8 protein-coding genes are annotated in these 16,813 nt (G+C 43.5%); all 8 read right to left on the reverse strand.

Annotated features, from left to right (window positions below; translation table 11 throughout):
* Positions 1-160: 160 nt before the first annotated feature.
* Positions 161-9,205 carry a PKD domain-containing protein gene (locus ACGEDC_RS12600; protein WP_394493584.1) on the reverse strand — a complete coding sequence of 3,015 codons (9,045 nt, stop codon included), beginning with the start codon at positions 9,203-9,205 and terminating at the stop codon, positions 161-163.
* A gap of 493 nt (positions 9,206-9,698) precedes the next feature.
* Complete coding sequence (locus ACGEDC_RS12605) at positions 9,699-10,172, reverse strand: Fur family transcriptional regulator (RefSeq protein ID WP_055022573.1); 474 nt, start codon at positions 10,170-10,172, stop codon at positions 9,699-9,701.
* Between the two features lie 306 nt (positions 10,173-10,478).
* Positions 10,479-12,179, reverse strand: a complete 1,701-nt coding sequence (locus ACGEDC_RS12610; RefSeq protein WP_080914963.1) for a Na(+)/H(+) antiporter subunit D — start codon at positions 12,177-12,179, stop codon at positions 10,479-10,481.
* Positions 12,166-12,516 (reverse strand): hypothetical protein, encoded by a 351-nt coding sequence (locus tag ACGEDC_RS12615; protein ID WP_394493587.1) that lies wholly within the window; start codon positions 12,514-12,516, stop codon positions 12,166-12,168. Before ACGEDC_RS12615 ends, ACGEDC_RS12610 begins: the two co-directional genes overlap by 14 nt.
* Positions 12,506-13,996 (reverse strand): proton-conducting transporter membrane subunit, encoded by a 1,491-nt coding sequence (locus tag ACGEDC_RS12620; protein WP_394493589.1) that lies wholly within the window; start codon positions 13,994-13,996, stop codon positions 12,506-12,508. Before ACGEDC_RS12620 ends, ACGEDC_RS12615 begins: the two co-directional genes overlap by 11 nt.
* Complete coding sequence (locus ACGEDC_RS12625) at positions 13,993-15,471, reverse strand: monovalent cation/H+ antiporter subunit D family protein (protein WP_080914964.1); 1,479 nt, start codon at positions 15,469-15,471, stop codon at positions 13,993-13,995. Before ACGEDC_RS12625 ends, ACGEDC_RS12620 begins: the two co-directional genes overlap by 4 nt.
* Complete coding sequence (locus tag ACGEDC_RS12630) at positions 15,471-15,833, reverse strand: cation:proton antiporter subunit C (RefSeq protein WP_055022568.1); 363 nt, start codon at positions 15,831-15,833, stop codon at positions 15,471-15,473. Before ACGEDC_RS12630 ends, ACGEDC_RS12625 begins: the two co-directional genes overlap by 1 nt.
* Positions 15,814-16,809: a Na(+)/H(+) antiporter subunit B gene (locus ACGEDC_RS12635; RefSeq protein WP_269454733.1), complete on the reverse strand. Its 996-nt coding sequence runs from the start codon at positions 16,807-16,809 to the stop codon at positions 15,814-15,816. Before ACGEDC_RS12635 ends, ACGEDC_RS12630 begins: the two co-directional genes overlap by 20 nt.
* Positions 16,810-16,813: the final 4 nt, after the last annotated feature.

The following is a 16,813-nucleotide window of genomic DNA, read 5'->3' on the forward strand; positions in this document are numbered from 1 at the left end:
TTAGATTTCATTCTCCCATAGTAAATAACTTATTGCTATCTTGTTGATTTGTTGTGTCACCATCTTCTTTTGCGGTAATAAAGAAGATGGCGACGTTGTTAAGGCGATCCGCTAGGTTTTATGCAGTACTGTCGGCTTGTCTACGCTTATTTGTACTTTCTTATTTGTACCTTCTGCGACTGAAGCTGATTAGCATCAATAACATGAACCAAATACCAAAGGCACCACCACTGCTCGAGTTTGACTCTGGTTCAGGCTGCGTAGGTTCTTCAGTTTCTACCTCAGTTTTATTGGTAACGGTTAAACTGGTCGTTACTGAATAACTGAGTTCGCCATCAGATACCGTCACTTGAACCTCAATCAATTCATCAGTGTTGACTTCTGGTGTTGTCAGAGTCAGTTGATTGGTTGTTTGATTTTCAAGTACAGCAGCGGGGCCTGATAACTGCTGCCATTGATAACTCAGTGAGTCATCCTCTGCATCACTACCGACAGCTATCAGGGTAATACTGCTGTTTTCTTCAACTTCACTGTTGTGGCTCTCAAGCACTAGTGATGGCGCAGTATTAACGGGTGGCGTACCGTTTTGCACCGTCACGACTCCTGGATCTTCAATCGAACCATTTGCGAGGCCATCAATATCGTTAGGGCCACCGTCTTCAATGAGTAATCGAATACAGTTGTTACCTTCAACTAATCCTTGCGCCGAGGCTTGAGCATAAGTTGCATCATTAACAAGTGGGCAGTTACCGTTTTCATCAGCCAATGCAGAGCTGATGTTGTTATTGGCATCAACAACAAAGCTATACCAGCCTAGTGATGGGTTGTACTTACGGTATATAGCATCAGCTGGTAATGTTTGACCTTCTGCTAATGGAATCACCACTGCAATAGATTCACCTTGCTCACTTAATCCATTAACGATGAAGTTATAAACAGGCGTGATAGTCTCAAAATACGAATCTTGAGGATCGGCATCGCCAGCTTGTAATAACGCGATTAAGTCTTCAATTGAAAAGCTTGCTGAATCTGCGGTAATACCGAGTCGAGACACAAATAATCCAAGCGTCATTGATAAGCCGTCTTCGGTGTGAGCTGGCTCTGCATCGTTCTGCGTCGGTAAGCGGGTGTCGTTAGCATCATTATCTAAATAATCAGCAATACCGTCACCGTCACTATCAGCATATCCTTCATCGCTATCTGGGATACCATCATTATCTGAGTCAACATCACTGCCTAACGTTGGCAAGTCGGCAATCACCAATTGCGCCGTGCGAGAGACAGAGAAGACATCAGAAGTATTGGTTTCAGTAGCAATAGCATTAACTTGATAAACACCAGACTGCAATAAGCTTGGGTCTATTTCGAATGTCATTAGGTTTTCGTCAATGGCTGCATCAACGAGTCCATCAATACTTGACCAGGTGAGGTTGTGAGTATCGTTTTGGTTAATATCACGCACATTTGCAGTGATGGTAACCATGCCATTATTGGCATCGATAACACTAATTACTCGGCCATTTTGACGCAGAGTGAGGTTCATTCTAGGCGCAACATTTCGTTCTATCAGGGTTAATTCAGTTATGTTGGCATCACCAATAAATGCATTTACACCATAATCTAACTGAAGCTGCAATTGATCTTCGTTAGTCACGCTTTCAGGAATCGCTATGTCGAGCTGCCCAACTTGACCTGCTTCAATATCTGCAACCAGTTGATTATTAACAAACCCATTAACGAGTAAGCTATATGAAATCTGCACTGGGTAGTTCGCCGCTTCACCATTTAAGTAAGCATTAATAGTGTATTCGCCGCCAGCTTCAACAGGGCGCTTAGAAGGCAAGGTTAGCATTGGCACAATGTCGAGATTAAATGACGATACAGCCATATTACCAAGGGCATCAGTTGCTTCTACTTCGACAATATGACTTCCTGAAGTCAGTAAAGTGTCACCCATAATATTTACACTTATGTCACCGTCGACCAAGTCAGTTGCAGATAGCGACACTAAGTTGGCAATATTAGTTAAACGCCCCTGAGCGTTAATTGACATATCGATTAAATCGTCAAAGCTTGGCGCTGTAGTGTCTACAATGGTGATAACTTGTTCAGCACTAGAATGATTGCCTGACATATCAGTCGCAGTCCAAGTGATGACATGCTCACCTAAGCTAAAGGTGAAGTTATCCGTATCCACTGTTAGTTCAGGTGAAGCATCGTTATCATCCACCACTGATGGCTGAGGTACTTGCACTTGAGTTAACTCACCTGTTGCTTCAAATGTCATACTTTCAACATGACTGATCACAGGTGCTTGTGTGTCTGAGTCATTAGGATCGAGCGGGTTAGGGTCATTCGCATCAATAACACCATCACCATCATCGTCATTATCAGCATTGTTACCAATACCGTCGTTATCCGTATCTACCGTTTCAGTTGGATCCGTTGGGAACGCATCCGTGTTATCACCCACGCCGTCATTGTCGGTATCAACGGTTTCAGTTGGATCCGTTGGGAAAGCATCAGCGTTGTCACCGACACCATCGTTATCTGAATCTGCCGTTTCAGATGCGTCATTCGGGAATACGTCTGCATTGTCACCGACACCGTCGTTGTCAGTATCTAAGGTTTCAGTTGCGTCATTCGGGAATGCATCTGCATTGTCACCGACACCGTCGTTATCTGAATCTACCGTTTCAGAGGCGTCATTTGGGAAAGCATCCGCGTTATCACCCACGCCGTCATTGTCGGTATCAACGGTTTCAGTTGGATCCGTTGGGAAAGCATCAGCGTTGTCACCGACACTATCGTTATCTGAATCTGCCGTTTCAGATGCGTCATTCGGGAATACGTCTGCATTGTCACCGACACCGTCGTTGTCAGTATCTAAGGTTTCAGTTGCGTCATTCGGGAATGCATCTGCATTGTCACCGACACCGTCGTTATCTGAATCTACCGTTTCAGAGGCGTCATTTGGGAAAGCATCCGCGTTGTCACCCACGCCGTCATTGTCGGTATCAACGGTTTCAGTTGGATCCGTTGGGAAAGCATCAGCGTTGTCACCGACACCATCGTTATCTGAATCTGCCGTTTCAGATGCGTCATTCGGGAATACGTCTGCATTGTCACCGACACCGTCATTATCTGAATCTAAGGCTTCAGAGTCGTCATTCGGGAAGGCATCAGCGTTATCACCGACACCGTCGTTATCCGTATCTACCGTTTCAGATGCGTCATTCGGGAAGGCGTCTGCATTGTCACCAACGCCGTCGTTATCTGAATCTAACCACTCATTACTGTCGTAAGGAAAGGCATCTGATTGGTCACCATAGCCATCGTTGTCAGAGTCGATACTTTCGTTTGAGTCAAATGGGAAAGCATCCGCGTTGTCACCGACACCGTCGTTATCTGAATCTAACGTTTCAGTTGGGTCAAGAGGGAAGGCATCGCTGGTGTCTTCAACGCCATCAGCGTCATCATCGAGATCATTAGCGTTGGTTAAGCCATCTCCATCTAGGTCATAATCGTTAAGCATGTTGACTAGGTGAATGCCAAAACCATTCCAGTCAGAACCGGCGATTAACAAGTTACCATCGTCTTGAAGGATTAATTTGATTGGGTCGTAATCTTGTACATCTAAGCGAACATAGCCTACGGTATTGAATTGACTATCTAATTCACCATTTTCAGTAAAGCGAACAACGTGGGCATAATCAGCCGTTACACCACTCAATACGAGTATACGGCCGTCACGTTGAATCTGAATATCTTGAACATTCCAGACGCTAACATCTTCGTCAAAATCGTTGGCCGAATAACCATTGTCTGCAAATGTGCTGTCAAGTTGGCCATCAACAATTTTCAGCACACTGAGTCGTTTAGCAACGTTTGATGTTGTACCCGCAGCGTAAACATTGCCTTCTGCGTCTTTAGCTAATTTAATAGAACGGGCAAACATATCGCTATCAAGTGCTAGCTCGCCATCCGTACCAAAGCTAGTATCAATGTTGCCATCAACGTCAATTTTGGTCAGATAGAAAGTGCGATCTTGTTTCTGCATTGCCAGCATCTGGCTATCGTCATCAAGTGCAATGGCATCTTCAACATAGATGTAGCTACCCATTGCAGGGTTGCCAATTGTCAGGCTGCCAGCATTACCAAAACTGGTATCAAGCGTGCCATCGGCGCTAAACTTATGACCAATGTTTTGATAGGTGTATTTGCCGAAAACTACCGTGCTTCCATCTGACAATGTTGAAGCAACATCAACACCACGAGTAATGAAGCCGTCTTCATTATCGTAAACACCAGTCTCGTTAAAGCGAGTATCTAAAGCACCAGTTGCATCATACTGAGCGATAAATACTTGATTATCTTTTTCACCGGCCACTTTAATGCCGCTATCACTTGTCAGTGCTAGTTTAAAGTGAGTTGCTAGACCTTGATTTAATGCATAAAGAACGCCGCTTTCAGCAAAATCGGTGTTAATGGCACCTGAATTATCCATATCAATGATCACACCGCTATCATCAGTATGGGCGTCGTAATATGCACTACCGACAAGGTACAGACCATTATCGTGAGCAATGGCGTCAGTAATATAAATTTCTCTATCGCCGTTATGCACATAAGCTGAAGCAATACCGTTTAAGCCATAAGTAGTGACTAAGTCACCGGCATCATCGTTATCAGTATTGTTACCAACACCATCTGCATCGGTATCGTATTGTTCATTACGATCATTAGGGAAGGCGTCTGCGTTATCACCTACGCCATCGTTATCAGTATCTAGCCATTCATTACTGTCATAAGGGAAGGCATCTGATTGGTCACCATAGCCGTCGTTGTCTGAGTCAACACTTTCGTTTGCATCTTCAGGGAAGGCATCTTCACTATCTGGCACACCATCAAAGTCATGATCGTAAGGATTCGCCATGGCTATCGTGGCGACAAGATGGTCAGTCTCATCATCGTCACCTGCAAAAATTACGCTATGGTTGTCTAGCTTGGTTGCAAAATCGATGGAAATATCTTCGCTATAAACGGCTCTTGCATAACCTGCGCTATAAAAGCGTGTATCAAGTTGACCATCATTGGTTACCTGTACAAGTTGTGTACCATAATTATTGCCCCTGTAATTAAATTTACTGGCAATTAATAATGTGCCATTAGCTTGTTCAAATACGTTAAGCGCTTCAAAGCTTGATAACTCTTCAGTGAAGCTAAAGTAGCCATTAAGACCAAAACTGGTATCTATTTCACCTTCTGGCGTATACATAACCAAATGAAGACCAGCTTCATCATTATAATTGCCGTCGAATAGGATGATATAGCGGCCATCGGCTAACTGGATAACGTCGTTATAGCTTACCTCTGGGTTTAATAAACCATCTTCGCCAAAGTCAGTATTCAATTCACCTGATGAGGTAATTTCAATGAAACGTAAATTACCACTTATGGAAAAAGCAATCAGAATATTGCCATTAGCTTGTTCGAAAAAATGCCTAACGGATTCAACTTTATAATTGCCTGCATAGTTGAAACTGAGCTTACCATTGATACCAAAAGTCTCATCTAAGGTGGCATCAGTGGTTAATTTTTCGATGTAAAATTGGGTGTTTATACCGTCGCTCTGGCTACCAATGTAGAATTCATTTTGACTTGTTTGGTATACGATGGGGGCATATCTTTTGCTGCCAGTTGCATAATAAAACCCAGGGTTAGCTTCAGTAGAGAAAACGCTAGTATCGAGCTGACCGTCAGAGGTGATAGCCGCGATGGTCGCATTGCTTCCGTAGTAGCTTACACCTGCTAAATAACCACCGTTGCTGATCTTAATGATATTTTCTATGTAGGTGCCAATTTCATCTTCACTACCGGAATAAATACCATCATCACTAAAGCTGTTATCTAGCTCACTGGTGGCGTTAATTCGACCAATTGCGCCATAATCTTCATCTGAGTATTCATCATAATAATAACCTGTCAGTAAAAACTGATTACCGTCTTGAGCAATACCATGTAGTTCAAAGTCATCAGTTGAGCCATCATTTAAGTCATAGTAGGACACTTCACCATGATTAAAGTTTTCATCTAAGACGTTAACATAATCGTCTGCATCATTAAGTTCGGTACCTTGTTGTAATTCATCAATATTGATAATACCGTCCCCGTCAAGATCAGCGAAAGCGTCGCTGTCATCTAGAGGATCTAATCCATAAAGAAGCTCATCGCTATCAGAAATGCCGTCGCCATCATCATCAAGATCGCTGTTGTTACCAACACCATCAGCATCGGTATCGTATTGTTCATTACGATCATTCGGGAAGGCGTCAGCGTTATCACCCACGCCATCGCTATCAGAATCTAGGTATTCAGATGCATCGTTATCAAATGCATCTTCAAATGCCCAGTAACCGTCAGCATCAGCATCGCGGTATAAATTGCCACTTAATAATAATGCTGGATATTGCTCGGACGTGCCGAAATCCCAGTTGGCTGAAGACCAGTCATTTGTATAAGCACTGCTGTTACAATTAACATCAACAGGTGTTGTAGGGCATTTTAGTTCTTCAGATGAATAACCCGCGCCTGAACTGTTGAATGTGCTCGATATGCCAGTTGCATCGGTATCCCAAAGGGCATACACAACAGATAATGTATTGGATGCGCTGTAACCTAAAAGGCCACCTGTATCAGTATTTTGATCATCATTGGTGTTAATAGCACCATATGCCAAGACACGCTCAAATGTTGAATCTGCATTTAAGTCACCTGAGATACCACCAATAATCGAGTCACCTAACAGTGAAACATTAGCGTATGAGTCAACCACCTCTGTCGCACCATCAATATCACCAATTAAACCACCTAGAATCTTGGGGGCAGTAATGCTGCCTTGGGCAAACACTCGAGTTAACACGCTTGTGCCTTCAACTTTACCGATAAGACCGCCTGCGACTTCAATATCTGTCTCAATGCCGGCTTCATCAATCAGGGTAATATCTACAATCGCGTAACTATCGTTAATAGTGACACTTTCAGCATCACCAATTAAGCCGCCTGCAGACGTCACGGCCTGAATATCGCCTTCAAAACTCACGTTATCTAATGTGTTGGTCCCTGATAATTGACCAAACAAACCACCGGTATCAGAACCTGCATCACCAGTAATAGAAATCGACGTGATATTACCTTGTGCATGAACTTGATCCGCATCTAAGTTATAAAGTCGACCTGCAACTAAACCGCTGTCATCATTACCAAGGATGGTACCTTGCACGTTAATATTGCTCAGCACCGCTGAATCAGCGCTGCTGTTTCGGGCAATTAAGAATGCTGAGTTATTCAAGCCTGTGACGCTAGTTAAATCACCGTCGATATTAATATTCGTGACACTAACCGTGGCTACATAACCAAATAGCGCTTGATAGTCTTCATCTGGGCGATTGATAAATAGGTTATGAATGGTGAAGCCATTACCGTTAAAGTTGGCGGCAAAGCGGTCATCGGAAGTACCAATAGGCTGCCAACCTTCACCTGCGTTGTAGTAGGTTTCATCTGACAGATCGCCGTCAGAATCAGTATCGAAGTCTAAATCTGTGGTTAATTCGTAACCTATGCAACCTGTACCGTCAGTTAAACCGGCACAACCTGCGGTAACACCACTTAAGCTATTACCGGCTAAGTCATCACGCATCGCGTGTAACTGGGCCAATGTTGAGATTTCAATTAAGCCATCATCGTCAATATCAACATCGTGCGCAGCAGTTGATCCTGTCGCATCAAATGGGTATAGATCTGATTCATTGGCAACGCCATCGTTGTCGGCGTCAGGATCTGAATTATCACCAATTAAATCGCCGTCAGTATCTGACCATTCTGTTGGATCATTAGGAAAAGCATCAGCATTGTCACCGACATTATCGTTATCAGTATCTGCCCATTCTGCGGCGTCATCAGGGAAAGCGTCTAATGAATCTGGAACGCCATCGTTATCTCTATCGTGAAAAGCAACACCGTTGATAATAGGTGAAGGGTACTGACTAGATGTACCAAAATCCCAATAGGCTTCATCCCAATTGGCATAGATACCAGCGTTAGTAACCGGCGCTTGTAACTCAGTTGTGGTATAGCCAGTACCTGAGCCACTTGTCGCGTTGCCACTGGCTTGGGTATCCCAGTATGAATCTGTCACAGTCCCAAGTGCAGAGCCTGTTAGTCCGCCTTTATTAAATGCTTGCTTAGCAGAGCCTGTTGAGAAGCTATTTGTGATGGTTGACGATGAAGAAGCAACGCTGCCAATTAAGCCGCCCACTGCATTATTCGCCTCGGCTTTAGCATGAGAGGCGACATTAGTGACGTCTGCACTTGAAAGGTTACCAATAAAACCGCCGCCGACTGTGCCAGAGGTAATGACAGAGCCATTGACTAGACAGTTTTCAACGCTACCATTTACGAGCTCTCCTGCAAATGCACCGGCATCACCTTGGCCTGTTACATCAACCGTGGCTAAACATTGCTTAACCGTTGCTTGACTCACACGAGCGGCAATACCGCCGGCATAAGCCCCAGATTGATTGCTTTGTACTGTTCCGGTAAACGAGATATTAGCCATGACACTTGGGCTGCTACCATAGATGTAACCAACAAGGCCGGCTACGTAATAACCGCTAGCTGTTACCTGACCATTAACATGAAGGTTTTCGATAGTGGTATTTTCAGCATGACCGAATAAGCCAAGACTGTCGTCATCGCCTGTTAAAGACGTATTGTTGATGTATAGGTTTGCAATCGTGAAATGATTACCGTTAAACGTACCAGTAAAAGGTGCAGCGAGGGTGCCAATAGGTGTCCAACCTTCACCCGTATTGTAGGTGTCGTTCTTAACACCATCATCATTTTCATCAAAATCTAAGTTAGTGGTTAACTCATAACCAAAACAAGCAATAATGTCGTCGTTATTACCACAACCTGTTGTGTTCTCACTAATACCGTTGTCATAAGCTGTGCCCGCTAAGTTATTACGGATATTGTTGAATTGCTCAAGGCTATTGATTTCGATTAAACCATCGCCATCAATGTCCACATCAACTGCGTCGGCTACACCATCATCGTCAGAGTCGATTCCACTGGCTTTTACTGGTGAGGTTAAACTAATAACACCAAAGAAAGTGGCTAACAGAAGGGATAATTTGAACTGCATAATTGACACCAAGGTTATAATTATTTTGAAAAAATGTTGGGTTATTTTGATTGTATTTAACAAATAAGGAAGAAATAAGGAACAAATATGCAAGTTGGTTGTATTTTAACTTTTTAACACCACATGAATCTGTGTTGTCGTTGGGAGCAAGCGCGTTTTTATAGGGAAGAGCAATTGTGACAGGAGTCGATGAACAGGAAAATATGAACGATGTTAAAGGGCAAAATCAGTTAAATAGAGGGGCAATTAAGTCAACGAAAGAAGGGAGATTTAGCTAGGCTTGGGTAAGCTCTAGTTACTTTTTTGTTTAGAAATTGCCAGCTTAAGGCTTGATTAGCTTAGATGTTTGTTTAATTTGGACGTTGACACAAGCGTTAAGCAATCGTTGGGCTCACGAGGTAAAAGCCTCGTTAACCGTTATACAGTTATTATCAATGTAACGAGGTCATCACTGTTTTTTAGTATGACTGGCAGAATGCTACCTTGTGAAGAATTAGCCTTTCTCGCTTGGATTAGCACAGTCATTACAGAGGCACTGTAATTCTATTTGAGAGTTAAGAAGCTGAAAGTCGGCTTGGTTAATACTTTCTTTTAATGCTTCGATTACACTGGTTTGAATGCCTTTTTCTGCAACTTTGCCACAGCTTTTACAGATTAAAAACTGCGGGACTTGATGCTCATGAGTACAAGTGATGTGTGAGCAAGCAAGGTATTTGTTTTCGGATGATAGTTTATGAACCAGTGCCAATTCACTCAATATATCCAGCATTCGGTAAACAGACATTGGCGCTAATGATTCATTATGAGTCGTGCGATATATATCGACAATTTCATAAGCAGATAATGGCTTACTAGAATCAAGTAACACACCTAATACATTTTTTCTTTTCGCTGTAAGTTTAACGCCTTTGTTGTGACATATTTGTTCTGCCTTAGCAAAAATTTCAGCGTTATTAGTAGTAGACATAGTTCAGCTCAAGAGAAATCATAATTGGCGTTATTATTTATTGTCGTGATGACATTGTAAATGATAAAGAGTGAAACATTGCTTCTAAAGCACAACCAGAATCGAAATTGTGTGAGCAGATTAACTGATATCGACTTAATCGGCGTAAGATCAATGTTCAAAACAGAGGCTAAAAATACGAAAGGCTTAAGGATATGCAAAGTGAAAAATGGCAAATGAAAAATGACAAGTGCGCTAGCCTGTATGTAACTCTTGTTAGCAAAACAGGCTAGCGTGTTCTTTTTTAAATCAACTCTAGCAGTTAGGTTAATTTACAAAGCCAATAAACAGATAGGTTGCAAGAATAACAGCAACCCAAAGCACCATGTTGCCAGACGGATAGTCGCTTGAGATAAAGCTACCACCTTCTTTGTATTGGCGGGCTAAAAATGCCTGACATTGACTTAGTTTGCCACGAACTGACTGACGTACATCAGCATCGACTTTCCAAATAACCGCAAACATACGTTGCAATATATTAGGGACTAAACGTCTATACACCCAATCGACATCAAGGTGAGTTGAGCGCAATTCTGGCGGATATTTACCTTTAAGATTTAACCACACAAAGGCCAGCGCCGAGAACAATAACAGCTGTGTTTGTGCGAGTACGTGGGTCGCATCATAAGGGTTATAACCCGTATCATATGGCAATAATGAGTAAAGCGCCGCTGGGTAAATACCAATCCCAATACACAGGCAGGCAGCAATGAACATTGCCAGTAGCATGTTGTTTGGCGGATCGTTTGCTCTAATGCCTGAATCATGGGCGAAGAAGGCAAAATAAGGAATTTTAATACCAGCATGATGGAACACACCTGCAGAGGCGAACAATAGCATTAACCAAACCCAATCATGGCCCGTTTCCATTGCTGCCGTCATCACCATCGATTTACTGACAAAGCCGCTAAACAGAGGGAATGCTGAAATAGAGGCCGCACCCACAATACACAGTATGGTGGTCTTAGGCATGGTTTTATATAGACCACCAAGATCAGAGCCGTTTATTCGCCCTGTCATATGCAGCACTGCGCCCATGCTCATAAACAGTAAGCCTTTGAATATCACATCATTAAAGGCATGTGATACCGCGCCATTTAGTGCAAGCGAGGTGCCGATACCAATACCGACCACCATAAAGCCCACTTGGTTAATCAAGCTATAAGCCAGTACGCGACGTAGGTCGTTTTCAATGACGGCAAAGAAAATTGGGAAGCAGGTCATCGCAGCGCCAATATATACAAGTAGCTCTGTGCCAGGATAGGCTCGAGCCAGTGCATAAACGGCTACCTTAGTGGTAAATGCACTAAGCAGTACAGTGCCTGTTGGTGTCGCTTCTGGATAAGCATCGGTAAGCCAAGTATGAGCAAAAGGAAAAGCACACTTGATGCCAAAAGCGATAAAGATAAGCCAGCCCGCTATGCTGTCTAAGCCGATAAAGTCAAAGGCGATACTGCCAGTCTCACTGATATAAAACAGTGCGCCAGCCAGTAAAATAACGCCCGAGAGAACTTGCATAATGAGGTAACGCATCCCAGCGCTATAGGCAGCAGGGGTTCTACGAGCCCAAATCAAAAAGACTGAAGTAAAGGCTAATAACTCCCAAAACACAAATAGGGTTAGCAAGTCACCGGCGAACACCGCGCCGATGGCGCTACCCGCATAAAGCATGGCGGCAACTTGCTGCACTGTGTCTTTAACGTGCAATGAGTAAACTATGCCAATAAATGCGGCGATATGGAAAATATAGCCAAACATCAGGCTTAATTTATCCGCTCGATAGGGGATGAGTTCATAGTCTAAAAACGTTAATTGCAGGTGGATGCCTTCTGGCACTGTCCATAAATGCAATCCACTGATGATTGGAATCGCAATCATCAATGCGCCACGAAGCTTTCCTCGCGTCGTTGCAGCGATTAATCCGCCAATCAAAAAGAGTACAAACGGCGGTAACTCAAGCATCCACATTGCGATCACCTTCATTGTTATTGTTAGCTTCTTTGGCATGGCCATCGCTGACGTCGATAATTTCTATCTTGCTGTTATCAGGCGCTTCAACGGGGCCATAATAGTCTTCAGGTCGCATCAAAAAGGTACGCATCCAGCTGGCGATTAATACCAAAATGACACAGCCGACAAAGCCATAAATAGGATAGAAAATGGGGAGGTTTTCCCAGCTATGATAAACGTGGCGATGGATCACAAAATCAAGCACCACAAGCACACCGCAGCATGCGTATAGCAGATATAAAATAAACTGAATGTTTTTGGGCTTATCGAAAAAATACTGCTTCTCATTGTCCATGGCTAACTCCAGATACAGTCAAGATAGCTTTCGCCAATTCATAAAAGGGCTGAGGATGGATAAACATAATCAAGCAGCCTAACGTAGTAATAGTTAATGCGATCAAAGAAGGTAAAGGCGCTTCTTTTATGCCGCGATGTTCAGGTGCCTCACCTTTACCAGGGAAAAATGCGTGATAAGGGATAGGCAGTAAATACGCGATATTGAGTAGAGAACTGAGCATTAAGGTTACCATCACGAACCAGTAACCTGTTTCGATGGTGCCCATTAGCAAGAACCATTTACTCCAGGTCCCTCCAGCGGGTGGCACACCAATAATACTCAAGCTAGCAATGAAAAAAGCGGCCATAGTGACAGGCATGGTAAAACCTAGCCCACGCATTTCACTGACTTTAGATTTATGACTGGCCACCAAAATGGCGCCAGCACAGAAGAATAAGGTGATTTTGCCAAAAGCGTGAGAGGCAATATGCATTGAGCTGCCGATCACTCCCGACTGTGTGGCAAGGAGTGCTCCTATGGTGATATAACCGAGTTGGCTCACCGTAGAGTAAGCTAGTCTGGCTTTTAAGTTGTCCTGCCTCATTGCTACGATTGAGGCTAACAATACTGAAATAGCCGCTAGATAAAGTAAAAATTCAGTGGTTGGCAATGTCGGTAGTAGGTCGAGACCAAAAATAAAGATACAAACTTTAAGTACAGTAAATACCCCAGCTTTTACCACAGCAACCGCATGGAGTAGTGCACTGACTGGGGTCGGAGCAACCATCGCTGCAGGTAACCAGCGATGAAACGGCATCATTGCAGCCTTACCAATTCCGAAAATAAACAACACTAAGATGGCGCCAGCAATTGTGGTATCTACATTGGCATCAAATACGCCGCCAGCAGTAAATTCAAGTGTGCCGCTGATTAACCAAGTTAATACAATAGCGAGCAAGAAGAAGGCGATAGAGGTACTGAGTAAGATCCCTAAATAAACACGACCACCTTGTTTAGCCTTATCTGTGCCAGCATGGGTCACTAACGGATAAGTTGATAGGGTTAACACTTCGTAGAAGATAAATAGAGTAAATAAGTTCGCAGAAAAAGCGAGCCCCATTACTGCGCTAATCGCCAAAGCAAAGCAGATATAAAAGCGGGTTTGGTTATCTTCATTATGACCACGCATATAACCAATGGCATAAATGGTGGTAATTAACCAAAGGAAGCTGGCAATCAGAGCGAATAGCATGCCAAGCGGCTCAATCATAAAGCTGACTTCTAAGCCAGGCATGAGCTCCCACCATGACACCTCAATGTTCGCACCAGCTTTAAGTGCTTGATAGAGGTTAACAACGCAGTAAAGCACCACAAGGCTGATACTGATGGTAACAGCCTCTCGAAGATTAGGTTTACTACCTGTTGCTGCAATAGCAAGTGTTGCCAGCAGAGGCAATAATATAGTTAGCTGTAACATCAGCGCCAAAGATGGATTCATGGGTTTATTCCAAACAAGCTTTGAGAAGCCGCCTGTGCAACTTGCACACTCAGGCGAGTATCGATACCGAAATAGATATTAGCGATGACAAGAGCCCAAATAGGACCAAGGAAAGTCCAAGGAGCTTCTTTAACCGTTTCACGTCCAGCTAATGGCGGCTTAAAGTAGGCCATTTCTACAATGCGCCAGATATACACAATGGCCAATAACGAACCTAAGAGGATCAGGGCGGCAACTGGCCACATACCTGCTTCAACACTGGCAATGAGCAAATACCACTTACTGACAAAACCGACCGTCAATGGCACACCAATAAGGCTTAATCCACCAATGACAATTGCAGACATGGTTAATGGCATTTGTCGGCCTAGCCCCTGAAATTGGCTTAGTTGAACACTACCAATGCGGTACATGACGGCGCCTAATGCTAAAAATAATGCACTTTTCATCAACGCATGGTTAAACAGGTGCAGTAAGCTTGCCATGACACCCGTGCTGGTATTGATGGAGTAACCGATAATCATATAACCGACTTGAGCAACACTTGAGTAAGCTAAAATGTGTTTGACGTTTTGCTGATAAATCGCAGTGATAGAAGCAACAAAAACACCTACGAGTCCAAGTACCATTAGAATGTCTTGTAAAGGCAAACTGGTAAATGAGAAGCTGATGCCAAATACGGTAAAGGTAAACCGAATTAATAAATACACTGCCACTTTGGTTGAGGTTGCTGCTAAAAAGGCGGTTACAATTGAAGGTGCATAGGCATATGCGTTTGGTAACCAAAGATGAAGCGGAAAAAGCGCCAGTTTTAAGCAGATGCCAACAATCAAGAAGGCAAAGGCGGCAAACACAGTACGGGTATGGCCAACATCAACTAAGCGAACTGCAAGGTCACTCATGTTTAAAGTGCCAGTCATTTGGTACAACATACCAATGCCAATCAAGATAAACGTGGCACCAATCGTCCCCATAATCAGGTATTGAAATGCAGCCCACAGTGCGCGTCTGTCTTTACCTAAAGCAATTAACGCATAGGCAGAGAGTGAAGAAATTTCTAAAAAGACAAAGACATTAAAAGCATCGCCGGTTGCAACAATCCCGAACATACCTGTTAGTGATAATAGGTAGAGGCTATAAAACAGGGTGTGGCGATCTTCGCTCAATTCTTTTTGTATGCTGGTATTAGCGGCAAACAGGACGACAGTGCCAATGGTTGAGATAATGAGCAACAATAAGGCATTCAGCTTATCTATGCGGTATTCAATCCCCCAAGGGGCTTCCCAACCTCCAAGTTCATAGATGATGGTCCCTGATTTCATCACTTCTATCAGCAATAGTATGCTGTTGACACAAGTTGCAGCACAGACCAATAAGGCAAATATCCACACCAGTTTTGAACGGTTTAAAAACCAACATAGTGGGGCCGCCATTAGCGGCAGCACGACTTGTAAAATAGGCAGGTGAGCTAGCACTATGATTTTTCCTCGTTTAGCTGATCTTGTTTTTGGATCTCATCTTCTTCAATACAGCCATACGACTCTTTGATTCTGATGACCAGCGCAAGCCCAAGTGCTGTGGTTGCAATACCAACCACAATCGCGGTTAGGATCAGAACATGGGGCAAAGGATTAGAGTAATCACTGATCCCTTCAGCTAGGATGGGGGCACTGCCTCGTTCGACAACGCCGACACTGATATAAAAGATAAACACCGAGGTTTGGAAAATAGTGAGTCCGACTAACTTCTTCACTAAGTTACCGTGGGCGATGACGATATAAAAACCAATCATCATCAACAGGACTACAATCCAGTAGTTATAGAGTCCGAGAAACATCTTGCTCCCCTTTTTGCTTGTTATTGTTTTGCTGGGCTTGTCTGCGGGCATCAAAATTAAAAAAGATACTCAGCATGACCGATGCAACCGTGATACCGACTCCTAGTTCAATCAATAGGATCCCGATATGTTGACCATCGAGCGGATTTTCGGCTAAAACGTTATAATCTAAGAAGTTTGCGCCATTAATCATTGAAACAACCCCAACGGAGGCGTAAAGCAATAGTCCAACAGCGGCAAGAAGTTGAATGAGGGCTGGATTAAATACCTTTTGAGCAGTTTCTAAGCCAAATAACATGGTGTATAGAATAATCGCAGCAGCAAAAATTACCCCCGCTTGGAAACCACCACCAGGGCCGAAATCACCATGGAACTGCACATAAAGGGCAAACAATAAGATGAAAGGAATGAGGGCTTTACTGACAATACGCACGACCATATGACGTTCGTGCATTTGCTCTTCAGTCGCTTCATCTGATTGAGGATTTTTACGACGACGTGGTAATCTGAGTAATGACAGCACACCAATACCAGCGGTAAAAATAACCGCAACTTCGCCTAAGGTATCAAAGGCACGGTAACTGCCTAACACTGAGGTCACAATATTAGGAACGCCGACTTCTTCCATAGAGTCATGGATATAGCGAGGGGCCACATGCTGGTGAACTGGAGCATCAACGGCGCCAAAGTAAGGCATATCCATTGTGCCATATATCAACATGCCACCTGTAACCAGTACGACAAATAATGATAAAAGAGGCTTATGACGCCTTGGCGCTTCTTTTCGGCCTGTCATTGTAATGGCCGCTAACATGAGTAACCCCGATATTCCCGCACCAACAGATGCTTCGGTAAAGGCCACATCTACTGCATCGAGTACAACAAAGAAACAGGCAGATAATAAGCCATAAATACCGCTTAACATGACAACGGCTAATAGGTCAGTCATGCGCACGATTGCAATGGCAATCACCACTAAA

The sequence above is a fragment of the Shewanella sp. ENK2 genome (genome assembly GCF_043568515.1).
Taxonomy (GTDB): Bacteria; Pseudomonadota; Gammaproteobacteria; order Enterobacterales; family Shewanellaceae; genus Shewanella; species Shewanella japonica.

Excerpts from the sequence above, each read along its gene's own strand:
- ACGEDC_RS12600 (WP_394493584.1), bottom strand. The coding sequence starts at position 9,205 with ATGCAGTTCAAATTATCCCTTCTGTTAGCCACTTTCTTTGGTGTTATT.
- ACGEDC_RS12605 (WP_055022573.1), bottom strand. The coding sequence starts at position 10,172 with ATGTCTACTACTAATAACGCTGAAATTTTTGCTAAGGCAGAACAAATA.
- ACGEDC_RS12610 (WP_080914963.1), bottom strand. The coding sequence starts at position 12,179 with ATGTGGATGCTTGAGTTACCGCCGTTTGTACTCTTTTTGATTGGCGGA.
- ACGEDC_RS12615 (WP_394493587.1), bottom strand. The coding sequence starts at position 12,516 with ATGGACAATGAGAAGCAGTATTTTTTCGATAAGCCCAAAAACATTCAG.
- ACGEDC_RS12620 (WP_394493589.1), bottom strand. The coding sequence starts at position 13,996 with ATGAATCCATCTTTGGCGCTGATGTTACAGCTAACTATATTATTGCCT.
- ACGEDC_RS12630 (WP_055022568.1), bottom strand. The coding sequence starts at position 15,833 with ATGTTTCTCGGACTCTATAACTACTGGATTGTAGTCCTGTTGATGATG.